Raw genomic sequence first — 14,746 nt, 5'->3', positions numbered from 1 at the left:
AGCCGCGAGCAAAGCGGGGCCGGCCTGCTCGTGCGTCGTGCACGAGCAGGCCGGCCTCACTCGTCGCGTGGTCAGTACAGCAGGCGGACGGTCCCGCCGACGCGCCCGAGGTCGGCGGGACGGTCTGCCTGCGACTCCACGTCGTTCATCGAGATGCGGGCCGGAACGGCCGAGTCCAGGAAGCCGTTGAGCCCCTTGACGACGAAGTCGTCCAGGAGGCCTCCGGCCAGCCGCACCACCGTGGCCCCGCCCCGCGCGCCGACCACTTCCAGCACGCCGTGGGGCGTCCGTACCTGCACCGGCCCCTCGTTGTCGCTCTGCACGAGGACCGTGAGGTACTGAACGTCGCGCGACGGATGAACCCGGAGGAACGCGTCCGCGTGACCCGACACCACGTGTGCCGCCTGGGCGCCGGATCCGGCGTCCTCCAGCACGTCACCCGGCACCGGACGCGAACCGCTGACGTCGTCGGCTGCCAGGGCGTCGGCGAGCACGGTGTACGGGCGCAGGTCCTCGTCCAGGTGCGGCGCGGGGCCGTCGAGCACCACCCGGCCGCCGCTCGCGGCGTATCCCGCCAGCAGGTCCTGCACGTGGCGGTGGAGGAACGGCCCGCCGGGGACCGTCACCGACGTGTGCGCGGCCAGCCGCTCCGCGGTCACCGTCTCCAGGTCGAGGAGGGCGTAGTCGAGACCCGCCTCGCGCATGCGGTCGTGGAAGTCCCGCAGCGCGCCGCCGCACCGCGGGATCCCGTCCCGGCCGGGGCCCGCCCAGGCGGCGATCCCCGCGTAGGGCGCGTAGATCCCGAAGGCCCCCGCGATGACCGGGCGGCACTCCAGGAACTCCTCGCCGTGGAGCGCGAGGAAGTCCGCCAGGACCCGCACGACCGGCGCCTTCTCCGTCGCGGACCCGTCGGCCGAGATCGGGGAGCAGTCCGGGTACGGCGGAGTGTGCGCGGTGTCCAGGTCGGGCAGCCAGCCCGAGGTTCCGGCTCCCGTGTAGACGTTGAACCCGGTGGCTCCGGCGGCGAGGGCGAGCAGCGTCTGGTGGTAGCTGGTCGTCGCGTCGGAGTACGCCTCGTCGTAGAGAACGGAGAAGCCCCAGTTCTCCTCCATGTTGGGACCGGGCGCCCGCTTGGCGGCGATGACGTAGCGCGCCTGGGAGTCGGGGTCGGTCGAGACCACGCCCATCCAGTTCGTGAACCCGTACGCGACGTCCTGCCAGATCTCCGGCCGCACGCGGGCGAGCCAGTCGTCGAGCTCCTCGACGGTCGGCGGGTTGAGGTTGACGACCGTGGGGACGGGGCAGCCCACCGCGTCGGCCCAGCGGCGGTAGACCTCCGCCGTGTACTCGGCGTGGAACCGGCCCCAGTCGGCGTAGGCCCGCATCTGCTCCGGGCCGTCCGCGCCGGTCCACGAGCGCGGCGGCTCGATCTCGTCCCAGCTCGCGGTGGTCGTCGCGTGCACCCGGTCGTACTCGTCGAGCGTGCCGTACCAGGCGCGGAGCCGGTCGCGGAAGAAGGCAAGGCCCGACGGGCTGTAGTCGTACGCCGACAGGGCGCGGGCGCCGTTGGTGTAGATGCCCTCGTTGGCGATCTGCATCAGGATGACCGGGCCGTCCGGGTGGGTGGCGCCGTCGAGCACCAGCTTGCCCACCGCGGACAGCCATTCGGTCACCTTGGCCGAGAACACCGGGCCGAAGGGGGCGGGCAGCGGCCGGCCGGCCCGGCCCGCGCCGTCGGACCACAACGAGGGCGCGCCGTCCGCGTCGAGCACCGGCTCGATCGACGGGTCCGACGACGGGCAGACCCAGTCGGGCAGCCCGCCGTAGGTGACCTCGGCGTGGATGAACGGCCCCGGCTTGGCGATCAGCTTCAGCCCGAGCCGGTGGCACGACTCGATGAAGCCCACCACGTTCCGGCTCGGGTGGGTGCGGCCGGTGAAGTCCGGAGCCGAGTCGGCCTCGGGCTGGTGGTGCCGCCACGGGATGTAGCTGGTGATCACCTCGATGCCCAGCTCGTCGCGCATCGCCCGGAGACGGTCGTCCCACACGGCGGGGTCGTCCCGGTAGTACGGATAATCGGCGGTGACGAGCACCCGGGGCCGCCCGTCGATGACGGTGACTCCGTCGCGGACCTCGATGGTCACGCTCACACTCCCATTCGTTTTCTCTGGTGTCCCGGCCGAGGTTCAGCTCTTGAGGCCGCTGAACGCGATGCCCTGCAGGATGCGGCGTTGGAAGATCAGCAGAATGGCGATCACGGGGACGACCGCCACCGCCGCACCGGCCATGATGTAGTAGGAACGCCCGGCCTCCGCGGTGGCGAGTTGTTGCAACGCCAGGGGCAGAGTGTATTTCTCCGGGTCGTTGAGGACGACCAGGGGCCAGACGAGGTCGTTCCAGTGGAAGATGAAGCTCGTGATCGTGACGACGGACAACACCGGCTTGGACAGCGGCACGATGATCTGCCAGAAGATCTGCATCCGCCCGGCCCCGTCGATCCGCGCCGCCTCCTCGAGCTCGCCCGGCAGCGACATGAAGAACTGCCGCAGCAGGAAGATGTCCAGCACCGAGGCGATGTTGGGCACGATCAGGCCCCACTGTGAGTCGAACAGCCCGAGCTCCTGGGTCACGAACACGCGCGGCACCAGCAGCGTGATCGTCGGCACCATCATGCCGCCGAGCATCAGCACGAACAGCTTGTCGCGCCCCGGGAACGGGACGCGGGCGAACGCGTAGGCCGCGAGTGCGTCGATGAGCAGCTTGGCCGGGATCAGGATCAGGCAGACCCACACGCTGTTGACGAACGCCGTGCCGAGCCCTCTCAGGTCGAAGACGTACTCGTAGTTCTCCAGTGTGGGCGCCCACTCGCCGGTCTTCCGGTCGAGCGGCAGCAGGCTCGGCACCTTCGTGTAGACGTCGTGGCCGTGCTTGAACGAGGTCGCGAGCATCCAGATGAACGGCACGACCGAGATCGCCGCGAGGACGATCAGGGCGACGTAGATGGGCGCGAGCCTGACCTTCTTCACGCCGCCTCCTGCTTGACGAACTTGAACTGCAGCGCCGTGATGATCATGATGAAGACGAGCAGGATGAACGACATCGCGCAGGCGGCGCCCATCGCGTCGTAGCGGAACGCGAACAGGTACAGGTGCAGGACGTAGGTCAGGCCCGCCTGCTCGGGTCCGCCCGTCACACTCTTGTTGGCGGCAGAGAAGATCACGTACACCAGGCCGAACACCTGCAGCGCCGCGATCACGCCCGTCACCAGCAGGTAGAACGTGGTGGGCCGGAGCATCGGCATGACGACCCTGCGGAACCGCTGCACGGGCCCGGCGCCGTCGATGATGGCCGCCTCCCTGAGCGAGACGGGGATGCCCTTCAGGCCCGCGAGGTAGATGATCATCGAGATGCCGCACTGCCAGGCCGAGATGAAGGCCAGCGCCGGAATCACCAGGTCGGGGTTGTTGAGCCAGTTCTGCGGGGGGACGCCGAACCACCCGAGGATGACGTTGATCAGCCCGTACTGCGGGTCGTACAGCCAGCGCCAGATGGCGCCGACGGCCGCCTCGGCGGTGACGACGGGCAGGAACAGCAGCAGCCGGAAGAAGTTGGAACCCCTGCGGATCGCGTTGACGAGCAGCGCCTGGCCGAGCGCGGCCACCAGAGTGAGCGGCACGGCCACCACGGTGTACAGCAGCGAGACCTGTACCGACTTCCAGAAGTGCGGGTACTTCACGTCGTCGAACAGCAGATCGGTGTAGTTGGACAGGCCCACCCAGCTCGGGCTGGAGCGCAGGTTCCAGTCCGTGAAGCTGTAATAGAGGGCCGCGATGGCGGGATAGAGCAGGAAGCCGACGAAGTAGACCAATGCGGGGGCGATCAGCAGCCACCCGACGACGTGGTCGCGACGCCCGAAGCCCGGGCGGGGTCGCCGCCCGGGCTTGTCAGGCGTCGCGGTGGACCTGTCGGCCAGCACCGGATTTGCCACGGAGATTCCTCGCGCTCTCGGTCAGCTGTTCCAGCCGAGCAGGCTGCGGGTCTTGTCGGCCGCCTCGGTCAGCGCCTGCTGCGCGGTGGCCTTGCCGCTGAGCGCCTTCTCCAGGGCGGGAGCGATGATCTCGTCGTTGACCTGGATCCACTGCGGGACCGCGGGGCGGGCGTGCGCGACCTTGAGCTGCTCGAGGAACGCCGCCTGCTGGGGCTCGATGGTCGCGGCGGTCTGCTCCGCGGCCTTGACGTTGGTCGGGTAGCCGCCGAAGGCGTCGGCGAACTTCGCGTTGTTCGCGTCGCTGGTGATGTACTGCAGGAACTTCCACGCCAGGGCGGCGTTCTTGCTGGTGCTGAACACCACGCCGTTCTCACCGCCGATGTTGCCGGCGGGCTCGGTCTTGTACGGCAGGGGCGCGACGTTGAAGTCGAGGTCGGGGAACTGGTCCTTGATGGTGGAGACGTCCCACGGCCCGGAGATCATCATCGCGGCCAGGCCGTTGGCGAAGGCGTTGTCGGAGTCGGTGATCTGCCGCGGCGACGAGGGAAGCAGGTCCACCCACATCTGCAGCGTGTCGACCGCGGGCTGCTGGTCGAACAGGACCTTCTTGTTCGCGTCGTCGGTCAGCGCGCCGCCCGCGCCGGCCACGAAGCCGGGCCACATCCACGCGCCGTAGCCGTCGCCCTTCGGCACCACGATGCCGGCGATCTTGGAGTCGGCCTGGTGGATCTGGTTGACCGTCGCCTTCAGCTCGTCCCAGGTCTTGGGCGGGGTGGGCACGAGCTTCTTGTTGTAGAACAGGCCGACCGTCGTCTGGTCGAGAGGGAGGCCGAACAGCTTGCCCTCGGAGAGGTTGGTGTCGAGCGCGCCCTTGTAGTAGGCGCTTTCTTCGATGGTCCCGTCGGGGACCGCCACGATCGTCTTGTCCAACGCGAAGCGGGACACCAGCGGCTGGTCGAGGACACCCGCGTCGGGAGCGGTGCCGCTCGCGATGGCGCTGCTCAGCTTGGTGTTGTAGTCGTCCTTGGCGATCTGGACGTATTTGACCTTGACGTTGTTCGCCTTTTCGAAGCCCTTGCGCAGGTCCTCGTATATCTGGCCGGCCTGCGGCGTGCGCGGCTGGTACATCCAGAAGGTCAGCGTGGGGGTGTCACCCGCGTCGGAACCACCGCCGCATGCGGTGAGCCCGGCGATCAGAGCTATGGCGGCAGCGGCTCCTGCGACTCTTCGGCTCATCTCACTTCTCCTATTTGGGGGGTGATCAGAAGATAATGTAAGTGTAAAAAAAAGTCATGACCTCACTTGGAAACGCTTCGGTAACGCGGGCGAGACGTGCTGTCACTCGTTGTTTTACGGCAAATTCGGCTTAATCCGGTCGAATTCGGCCAGAGCTGGATGGTCCGCTGATGACTGGTTTCGGACCCTGAACTAACATGTCCGGGCAGATAGGGGAGGCAGGGGAACAGCATGACGAGGCCCGTGCGCAGGACCGTCCGCGATCTTCGCCGGGGCAACCGGGCGGTGCTGCTGAGGGCGTTGTACTTCGGCGGCCCGGCGAGCCGCAACGAGCTGAGCGCCATCACCGGCCTGAGCGCCGCGACCGTCAGCAACATGACGGGCGATCTCCTGGGTGAGAACGTCATCGTCGAGGCCGGTCAGGTGGAGTCCGACGGCGGGCGGCCCCGTGTGCTGCTGCGCGTCAACCCGGAGTACGGCTACGCCGTCGGAGTCGACGTGGGGGAGACCCACGTCCGCGTCGAGCTGTTCGACCTCGACATGAAGGAACGCGCCAAGGTCGAGTACGCCCTGCGCACGGCCAGGCACGAGGTCGAACTTGTGGTGCGGCACATCCTCGCCGGCGTCGACGTCGTCCTCGCGGAGGGCGGCGTGACCGCCCGGCAGGTGCTCGGGGTCGGCGTCGGCGTGCCCGGCATCGTGGAGAGCGGTCCCGAGGGGCTCGTCCAGGCCAAGACCTTCGGCTGGGAGGGCGTGCCGCTGAAGGCGCTGCTGCGCGAGGGCACCTCGCTGCCGCTGTTCGTGGACAACGGGGCCAAGACGATGGGCCAGGCCGAGCTGTGGTTCGGGTCCGGCAGGGGCGCGGGCAACGCGGTGATCGTCTTCATGGGCTCGGGCATCGGCGCCACGCTCGTCACCGACGGCACCACCTACCGGGGCGCCGCCAGCGCCGCGGGCGAGCTGGGCCATGTCAAGGTCACCATCGGCGGGCGGGCCTGCCGGTGCGGCGGGAGCGGGTGCCTGGAGGCGTACGCCGGCGCGGAGGGCATCCTCGACCGCGCCGGGATCCGCGTCGACGCGGCCGACGAGGAGAAGGCCCTGGCCGCCCTTGTCGAGCAGGGTTCGCCCGTGGTGGACGAGACCATCGCCTACCTCGGCATCGGGCTGGCCAACTTGATCCATCTGTTCGATCCCGAGCGCGTCGTCATCGGCGGCTGGGCCGGGCTCATCCTCGGCCGGGACCGGCTCGACGACATCAGGGCGGTCGTGGCGGACAACTGCCACGTCCACCCGCTGCCGCCCGGCGCCATCGTGCTCGGCAGCCTCGGCCCCGACGCCGTGGCGCTCGGAGCGGCGGCCCTGGTGGTCGAGGACTTCCTGCGCGACAGCGGAGCCGCGCGCACCCCCGCGGTCGTCTGAGGCGCTCGACGGGGCGCGAACCCCCTCACGGCCGACCGGAATCCACGCCGCCGGCCGGTGAGAGCGCGATCATGAGAGTCCCGACTGCCCTTGGTCAAGCGCGCTGACGTCCCCGGATGTCCCCGGACGTCGCTGGACGCCGCCTGTCCGTTCGCCGCAGTCTGCGATCTTGCCTGGCCACGCCGGTCTTCCGGCACGTTTCGCGGATACGTCGAACCTATTGCCGAAGGGTTAAATTAAGTATTGACAGCCTTGACCGCACAAGTGCACGCTCCTTCCGTAGAGAGCGCTCTCCCAGCCCCGTCGCCGCGCATGCGACGGCACCCCCGCCCCGAGGAGAAGCAGTGCATCGATCCCGCAGGTCAGGCCGATTAGGTCTTCTCGCCACACTCGTCGCGGCCCTCGCCCTGGTCGCGTCGTCCCTCACGATCAGTCCGGCCGCGGCCGCGGACACGCTGCTGTCGCAGGGCAAGACGGCCACCGCCTCGTCGACCGAGAACGGCGGGACGCCGGCGTCCGCGGCGGTCGACGGAAACACGGGCACCCGCTGGTCGAGTGCCTTCAGCGACCCGCAGTGGCTCCAGGTCGACCTGGGCGCTGCCGCCACCATCGGCAGCGTCGTGCTCAACTGGGAGACCGCGTCCGGCAAGGCGTTCAAGATTCAGGTCTCGAACGACGGGTCGGCCTGGACGGACGTCTACTCGACGACGACCGGCGCCGGCGGCACGCAGACGCTGGCCGTGTCGGGGACCGGCCGCTACGTGCGGATGTACGGAACCGTCCGAAACACGGGCTACGGCTACTCCCTGTGGGAGTTCCAGGTCTACGGCACGATCAACGGCGGGGGCGGCGGCGGTCCCATCCAGGGCGGCGGCTCCCTCGGCCCCAACGTGATCGTCTTCGACCCGTCCCAGTCGGCGGCCACCATCCAGAGTCAGCTCAACAGCGTGTTCGCCACCCAGGAGTCCAACCAGTTCGGCGCCCAGCGGTACGCGCTGATGTTCAAGCCGGGCACCTACAGCAACCTCAACGCCCAGATCGGCTTCTACACCTCGATCGCAGGCCTCGGCCAGTCGCCCGACGACGTCACGATCAACGGTGACGTCACCGTCGACGCGGGCTGGTTCGGCGGCAACGCCACCCAGAACTTCTGGCGCTCCGTCGAGAATCTGGCCATCGTCCCGTCGAACGGAACCGATCGGTGGGCCGTGTCGCAGGCCGCGCCGTTCCGGCGGGTCCACGTCCGCGGCGGGCTCAACCTGGCGCCGGCGGGCTACGGCTGGGCCAGCGGCGGCTACATCGCCGACAGCAAGATCGACGGCACGGTCGGACCGTACTCCCAGCAGCAGTGGTTCACCCGCAACAGCAACATCGGCGGATGGACCAACGCGGTGTGGAACATGGTGTTCTCGGGCGTGGTCGGCGCTCCCGCGCAGAGCTTCCCGAACCCGCCGTACACGACGCTCGCCCAGAGCCCGGTGACCCGGGAGAAGCCGTACCTCTACCTCGACGCGGGTGGCGCCTACCGGGTGTTCGTCCCGTCGCTGCGGCAGAACTCGAGCGGTGCCAGCTGGGCCAACGGGGCCACTCCCGGCACGTCCATCCCGCTCACCCAGTTCTTCGTCGCCAAGCCGTCCGACAGCGCGGCGACCATCAACGCGGCCCTCGCCCAGGGACTGAACCTGCTGTTCACCCCCGGCATCTACCACGTCAACCAGACGATCAACGTGACCAGGGCCGACACCGTGGTCCTCGGGCTCGGCTACGCCACGATCATTCCCGACAACGGCGTCGTCCCGATGAGCGTCGCCGACGTCGACGGCGTGAAGATCGCCGGTCTGCTCTTCGACGCGGGCACGGTCAACTCGCCGGTGCTGCTCCGCCTCGGGCAGGACGGGTCGTCGGCCGCACACGCCGCCAACCCCAGCTCCATCCAGGACGTCTTCTTCCGGATCGGCGGCGCCGGCCCCGGCAAGGCGACGACCAGCCTGGTGGTGAACAGCAGCAACGCGATCATCGACCACATCTGGGCGTGGCGGGCCGACCACGGCGCGGGCGTCGGCTGGACCACCAACCCGGCCGACACCGGCCTGATCGTCAACGGCAACAACGTCACGGCCTACGGCCTGTTCGTCGAGCACTACCAGAAATACGAGGTGATCTGGAACGGCCAGGGCGGCCGGACGATCTTCTTCCAGAACGAGATGCCCTACGATCCGCCGAACGCGGGCTCCTGGATGAACGGGTCGACCGTCGGCTACGCGGCCTACAAGGTGGCCAACAACGTCACCACCCATGAGGCCTGGGGACTCGGCAGCTACTGCTACTTCAACGTCGATCCCTCGATCGTGGCCGCGCGCGGCTTCGAGGCGCCGACCGCCTCGGGCGTGAAGTTCCACAACCTGCTCACCGTGTCCCTGGGCGGCAACGGCGTGATCGCCCACGTCATCAACAACACCGGAGGCCCGGCGCAGGGCACGGCGACGGTTCCCAGCTACCTGGTGAACTTCCCGTGACGCACTCCCATCGGTGACCGACCCGGTACGGCGGGCCCACTCGGCGGGCCCGCCGTACCGTCATCGTGCCGTGCCGTCCTCGGGGAGACCGGGGTGCCCACGATCGCCGAAGGCGCGCAGGAGGGCGGCGACGGTCTCCCAGGCCGGGGGCTCCGGCCACGCGCCGGCACCCGAGGGCTCATGCCACGCGCCGGTTCCCGAGGGCTCCGGCGAGCCGGGATCGCCGAGACGTGATCCGGCGCCGACGGGCTCCGGAGCGCCGGCCGCGCCCAGGACGGCGCAGGCCAGCAGGTGTTCACCGGGCGCGAGGTCGCCGGTGAGCGTGGGGATCACCGTGCGGCGGGCGAGGACGTTGGTGCCGGGCAGCGCCCGGACGAGATCGCCCGCCCGGCCGCCGAGCAGGTCCTCGATCACGCACAGCCCGGCGGGGGAGTCGATCCTCGCGTGACCCGGGCCCGTTCCGGTCCGGCGCGGTGCGGGATCGCGGTCCACCGCGAACGCCCCCTCGGCCGTCGTCAGGGCCCGGCCGGTCCGCACCCGGTGCACGCGGACGTGCCAGGGGGCGAGCGCGAGCAGCCAGGTCTCGACCTCGACGTCCGGCCAGGGCGTCCACCGGGCGTGGAGCACGCCGTCCGAAGCCGAAGGGCTCGTCGGGACCTCGCACGGCCGCCAGTGCGCCCCGTCCTCGCTGAGCGCCAGGGTGCTGTCGAAGGCACCCTGTTCGAGTCCCCACGATCCGGCCGGGACGCTGAAGCCGAAGAGCGTCGAGTAGGCGAACTTGGCGTACTTGGCGGCGCCGTGCCGTACCCAGTTGTGGTGTTGCCTGGCGCTGAGCAGCACCACGTGCCGCCCGTCCCCGCCGCGCATCAGCGCCGCGCCGGCCTGCGGCTGGGTGCTGACCGCGGGGAGGGCGGGGGCGTCGTGCTCCGGTGCCGTCCAGAAGGGATGCCCGCCGGGCAGCGCGAGAGGCAGGAAGGCCTTCATCGACCAGTAGGGGGAGCCGGGCGCGTTGTACTGCTCGGCCAGCATGGGCTGGGCGTAGCCGTACCCGACCGTCAGCAGCCCGTCCGCGTCGCGGATCGGCCGGTCGAGCCACCAGCGCAGATGCCGCAGCAGATGGCCCTTGACCACCGGCCAGGGCAGCGCCTCCACGTCGGCGAAGGCGAGCGCTCCCCAGAACGCGCCCTGCGCGAACCGGTACGTCAGGCTCCTGCCGTACGGCACGGCGGAGCCGTCCGAGGCGAACCAGTGCTGGAAGTCCTGCGCGAAGGCGGCGGCCCGCTCCCGGAAGCGCCGTGCGCGGCCGGGGTCGCGCTCCCCGGCGAGCCGCGCGTAGATCAGCCCGTAGTAGTGCATCGCGAACGGGACGTAGTAGTCCCGCTGGTCGTTCGGGCCGTCGCTGTACCAGCCGCCGCCGAGATCGAACGACTCCAGCCGGTCGAGGCGGACGGCGTTCGGCCCGTGGTCGAAGGCGACGCCGACCCGATCCAGGCCCAGCCCCACCATCACGGGGAAGAACTGCCAGTTGTTGTCCACCGGCCGGGCGTCGAGGGCGGCCAGCAGCCAGGCGGCGAGGGCGTCCCGCTCACGGCCGGTCAGCGGATCCCAGACCTCCTCGGGGGCGAGTGCGAGGGCGAGGCCGAGAGCGGCGGTCTCCACCAGCCGCTGGTCGGTGTCGCCCACCGGACCCCAGAATTCGGGGTCCCCGGGGTCGGTGCCCGAGGCGAGCCCGCGGCGCCACAGGTCCCAGTGGGCGAACTCGCCGCCGCCCGCTGCGAGCGGGGCGAGGCCCCACAGCGGACGGGCGAAGGCCTCGAGCTCGGCGGCGGCGTCGTCGTGGTGCGCGGTGTTGGGCCCGAGCCTGAGGCGGGCCCGGCCGTCGCTGAAGCGGGGGACCAGCGGCTCCGTGAGCTCGCGTACGAGCCGCCGCAGGTCGTCCCGGTCGCGTATGGGGTCGGTCGGATTCTGGAGGCCCGACGGTGACGGGATCACGGCCTTCTCTCCGGGGATCTAGACGGCGGCGGCTGCATGAACAAGTGCCACGAATCAGCTGATTTCGGCCGCTGATGCCCGGGAATCATAACGTCTCGGTATCACCGCCCGAAGTGATCCGTCCGCCGGGGTGTGTGTCGGATCACCGCCGTAGAGATCGTGTCAATACGCGAGCAACGCCCGTATGGAACCCGTCAAGGATCGCGGAAGGCACCTTTTGGAGGGCTTTGCTTTGTCTGCGCCACCTGTCCTGGTGGTGCGGATCAATCCTTACGGATCTGAGGAGTGGGGATGGCGGACGTCATCTTCGTCGCCCTGACGATCGCGATTTTCGTGATCTTCGGGCTGGTCGTCAAGGCGGTGGAGCGCCTGTGAGCGCCATCAATGCCATCGGCCTGGCGGTGTCGGCCGCACTTGTGATCTTCATGATCGCGGCCCTGCTGTTCCCGGAGCGGTTCTGATGAGCCCTACCGCGGCCGGAATACTTTTCATCGTCTCCCTCGTCGTCGCGCTGGCCGTCACCTACAAGCCGCTCGGTGACTACATGTACCGCGTGTACAGCAGTGCCAGGCACAACGCGGTCGAGCGCGGCATCTACCGTCTGATGGGAGTGCGTCCCGACCAGGACCAGCGCTGGGGCGCGTACGCGCGCAGCCTGCTGGCCTTCTCGGTGATCTCGATCCTCTTCGTCTACGGCATGCAGCGGCTGCAGGACAAGCTGTTCCTGAGCCTCGGCTTCCCCGGCGTGACCGACCACGTCGCGTGGAACACCGCGATCAGCTTCGTGACCAACACGAACTGGCAGGCGTACTCGGGCGAGTCCACCATGGGGCACCTCGTCCAGATGGCCGCCCTCGCGGTGCAGAACTTCGTCTCCGCCGCCGTCGGCATGGCGGTGGCGATCGCCCTGGTCCGCGGGTTCGCCCGCAACCGGACCGAGAAGATCGGCAACTTCTGGGTCGACCTGGTCCGCGGCTCCCTGCGGATCCTGCTGCCCATCGCCATCGTCGGCGCCCTGATCCTCGTGGCGGGCGGCGTCATCCAGAACTTCGCGTCGCCCCACGACGTGACGACGCTCGCCGGCGGCACCCAGTCGATCACCGGCGGCCCCGTGGCCAGCCAGGAGGTCATCAAGGAGCTCGGCAACAACGGCGGCGGCTTCTACAACACCAACTCGGCGCACCCCTTCGAGAACGCCACGAGCTGGACCAACTGGTTCGAGATCTTCTTCATCCTGTTGATCCCGTTCGCGCTGCCGCGCACCTTCGGCCGGATCGTCGGCCAGAACCGGCAGGGGTACGCGATCCTCGCGGTCATGGGCATCCTCGCCCTGGGCAGCGTGGCCCTGACCAACATCTTCGAGATCGGCGGGCACGCCACCGTCACCCAGGCGCTCGGCGCGGCGATGGAGGGTAAGGACGTCCGTTTCGGGGTCTCGAACTCCGCGACGTTCGGGGCCGCCACCACGCTGACCTCCACCGGGGCCGTGAACTCGTTCCACGACTCGTTCACCCCGCTCGGCGGCATGATGACGATGTTCAACATGATGCTGGGCGAGGTCGCGCCCGGAGGCGCCGGCGCCGGTATGTACGGCATGCTCGTCCTCGCCGTGATCACCGTCTTCGTGGCCGGGCTCATGGTCGGCCGGACGCCCGAATACCTGGGCAAGAAGATCGGTTCGCGCGAGATCAAGCTCGCCTCGCTCTACTTCCTCACCACCCCCACGCTCGTGCTCATCGGCACGGCCGTGGCCATGGGCAACGAGGCCGGGCTCGCCGCCATGCTGAACAGCGGCCCCCACGGCTTCTCGGAGATCCTCTACGCCTTCACCTCGGCGTCGAACAACAACGGCTCGGCGTTCGGCGGCGTCACCGTCAACACCCCCTGGTACGACGTGGCGCTCGGCCTGTGCATGGTGTTCGGCCGGTTCCTGCCCATCGTCTTCGTGCTCGGCCTGGCGGGTTCGCTGGCCAAGCAGGCCCCCGTACCGGTGTCGGCGGGAACGCTGCCCACCTACCGGCCGCAGTTCGTCGGCATGGTGGTCGGCGTCACGATCATCGTGGTCGCCCTCACCTTCCTCCCCGCTCTGGCGCTGGGTCCGCTCGCAGAAGGACTTTCGTAAATGTCAACCCAGGTGTCATCGCCCGTGCTCGAAAGCCCGGGCCGCGCTCCCGCACCGCACAAGAAGGACGACAAGGTCGGAGGCGGGCTGCTCGACCCCAAGCAGCTCGTCGCCTCGCTGCCCGACGCCGTCAAGAAGCTCAACCCGGTCACGCTCTGGCGTAACCCGGTCATGTTCATCGTCGAGGTCGGCGCCGTCTTCACGACCGTCCTCGCGATCACCGATCCGTCGTTCTTCGCCTGGGCGATCGTGGTGTGGCTCTGGCTCACCGTCGTGTTCGCCAACCTGGCGGAGGCGGTGGCGGAGGGCCGGGGCAAGGCCCAGGCCGCGACGCTGCGCGCGGCCAAGCGCGACACGACCGCCCGGCGTCTCAAGGGCTGGAAGCCCGGCGCGCCCGTATCCCAGTGGGACGTGGTCGGCGCTCCCGAACTCCAGCAGGGCGACCACGTGGTGGTCGAGGCGGGAGAGATCATCCCCGGTGACGGCGACGTCGTCGAGGGAATCGCCTCGGTGGACGAGTCGGCCATCACCGGCGAGTCCGCGCCGGTGATCCGGGAGTCCGGAGGCGACCGGTCCGCCGTCACCGGCGGCACCAAGGTCCTCTCGGACCAGATCATCGTCAAGATCACCCAGAAGCCCGGTGAGAGCTTCATCGACCGGATGATCGCCCTGGTCGAGGGCGCGAATCGGCAGAAGACGCCGAACGAGATCGCCCTCAACATCCTGCTGGCCGCGCTCACGATCATCTTCCTGATCGCGACCATCACCATGCAGCCGCTCGCGATCTACTCCAAGCTGGAGAACCCCGGCATCGCCGACTCTCTCGCGCTGAACGCCGACGGCGTGACGGGCGTTGTGCTCGTCTCGCTGCTGGTGTGCCTCATCCCGACGACGATCGGCGCGCTCCTGAGCGCGATCGGCATCGCCGGGATGGACCGGCTCGTGCAGCGCAACGTGCTCGCGATGAGCGGCCGCGCGGTCGAGGCGGCGGGAGACGTCAACACGCTCCTGCTGGACAAGACCGGCACCATCACGCTGGGCAACCGGCAGGCGTCGGAGTTCGTCCCGGTCGCGGGCGTCGGCGTGCAGGAGCTCGCGGAGGCGGCGCAGCTCGCCAGCCTCGCCGACGAGACGCCCGAAGGCCGGTCCGTCGTGGTGCACGCCAAGCAGGCCCACAACCTGCGGGAGCGGCAGCCCGGCGAGCTGGCCCACGCCGAGTGGGTCGCGTTCACCGCGCAGACCCGCATGTCGGGCGTGAACGTCGACGGGCGGCAGGTCCGCAAGGGCGCCGCCACATCGGTCATGAAGTGGGTCCGCGACAACGGCGGTCACCCGACCGAAGAAGTCGGCCCACTGGTCGACGGCATCTCGGCCTCCGGCGGCACTCCGCTGGTCGTGGGCGAGGTGGCCAACGGCAGGGCCCGCGTGCTCGGCGTCATCCACCTCAAGGACGTCGTCAAGCAGGGCATGCGC

10 protein-coding genes are annotated in these 14,746 nt (G+C 69.4%); 5 read left to right on the top strand and 5 right to left on the bottom strand.

What is annotated here, in order from left to right; all coding sequences use genetic code 11:
- Nucleotides 1–71 precede the first annotated feature (71 nt).
- The 4 genes from Pph01_RS05695 to Pph01_RS05680 are packed head-to-tail and all read right to left on the bottom strand — an operon-like array spanning nt 72 to nt 5,224.
- Nucleotides 72–2,144, bottom strand: coding sequence for a beta-galactosidase (locus Pph01_RS05695; RefSeq protein ID WP_204071897.1), 2,073 nt, complete (start codon nt 2,142–2,144; stop codon nt 72–74).
- 42 nt (nt 2,145–2,186) lie between these two features.
- Nucleotides 2,187–3,026 (bottom strand): carbohydrate ABC transporter permease, encoded by an 840-nt coding sequence (locus tag Pph01_RS05690; RefSeq protein WP_204071896.1) that lies wholly within the window; start codon nt 3,024–3,026, stop codon nt 2,187–2,189.
- Nucleotides 3,023–3,988 carry a carbohydrate ABC transporter permease gene (locus tag Pph01_RS05685; RefSeq protein ID WP_204071895.1) on the bottom strand — a complete coding sequence of 322 codons (966 nt, stop codon included), beginning with the start codon at nt 3,986–3,988 and terminating at the stop codon, nt 3,023–3,025. Before Pph01_RS05685 ends, Pph01_RS05690 begins: the two co-directional genes overlap by 4 nt.
- 21 nt (nt 3,989–4,009) lie before the next feature.
- Nucleotides 4,010–5,224, bottom strand: a complete 1,215-nt coding sequence (locus Pph01_RS05680; RefSeq protein ID WP_204071894.1) for an ABC transporter substrate-binding protein — start codon at nt 5,222–5,224, stop codon at nt 4,010–4,012.
- A gap of 231 nt (nt 5,225–5,455) precedes the next feature.
- Between Pph01_RS05680 and Pph01_RS05675 the strand changes: the two genes are divergently transcribed.
- Both Pph01_RS05675 and Pph01_RS05670 read left to right on the top strand, forming a co-directional pair.
- Entirely contained in the window at nt 5,456–6,643 is a 1,188-nt protein-coding gene (locus tag Pph01_RS05675; protein WP_204071893.1) for an ROK family protein, read from the top strand.
- Nucleotides 6,644–6,987: 344 nt separating this feature from the next.
- The gene (locus Pph01_RS05670) at nt 6,988–9,159 is read left to right on the top strand and encodes a discoidin domain-containing protein (RefSeq protein ID WP_239116462.1); all 2,172 of its coding nucleotides are present in this window, start codon (nt 6,988–6,990) and stop codon (nt 9,157–9,159) included.
- Nucleotides 9,160–9,219: 60 nt separating this feature from the next.
- On the opposite strand, the gene Pph01_RS05665 is transcribed toward Pph01_RS05670, so the two are convergent.
- A complete protein-coding gene (locus Pph01_RS05665) occupies nt 9,220–11,151 on the bottom strand; it encodes a DUF2264 domain-containing protein (RefSeq protein ID WP_239116461.1) in 1,932 nt (643 codons plus the stop codon).
- Between the two features lie 371 nt (nt 11,152–11,522).
- Here Pph01_RS05665 and kdpF point away from each other — a divergent pair, with 371 nt between their 5' ends.
- From kdpF to kdpB, 3 genes are all read left to right on the top strand, one after another.
- Nucleotides 11,523–11,612: a K(+)-transporting ATPase subunit F gene (gene kdpF / locus Pph01_RS05660; protein ID WP_204071891.1), complete on the top strand. Its 90-nt coding sequence runs from the start codon at nt 11,523–11,525 to the stop codon at nt 11,610–11,612.
- Nucleotides 11,612–13,273, top strand: coding sequence for a potassium-transporting ATPase subunit KdpA (gene kdpA / locus Pph01_RS05655; protein ID WP_204071890.1), 1,662 nt, complete (start codon nt 11,612–11,614; stop codon nt 13,271–13,273). Before kdpF ends, kdpA begins: the two co-directional genes overlap by 1 nt.
- The coding region (gene kdpB / locus Pph01_RS05650) for a potassium-transporting ATPase subunit KdpB (RefSeq protein ID WP_204071889.1) at nt 13,274–14,746 on the top strand (1,473 nt) is incomplete at its 3' end.

Source organism: Planotetraspora phitsanulokensis, assembly GCF_016863295.1.
Taxonomy (GTDB): domain Bacteria; phylum Actinomycetota; class Actinomycetes; order Streptosporangiales; family Streptosporangiaceae; genus Planotetraspora; species Planotetraspora phitsanulokensis.
Note: the sequence above shows the minus strand (reverse complement) of the source record. Positions and strands in the feature narration are given on the sequence as shown.

What these genes read in the sequence shown, in the direction of transcription:
- Pph01_RS05680 (WP_204071894.1), bottom strand. Translation starts at nt 5,224, where the DNA reads ATGAGCCGAAGAGTCGCAGGAGCCGCTGCCGCCATAGCTCTGATCGCC.
- Pph01_RS05675 (WP_204071893.1), top strand. Translation starts at nt 5,456, where the DNA reads ATGACGAGGCCCGTGCGCAGGACCGTCCGCGATCTTCGCCGGGGCAAC.
- kdpA (WP_204071890.1), top strand. Translation starts at nt 11,612, where the DNA reads ATGAGCCCTACCGCGGCCGGAATACTTTTCATCGTCTCCCTCGTCGTC.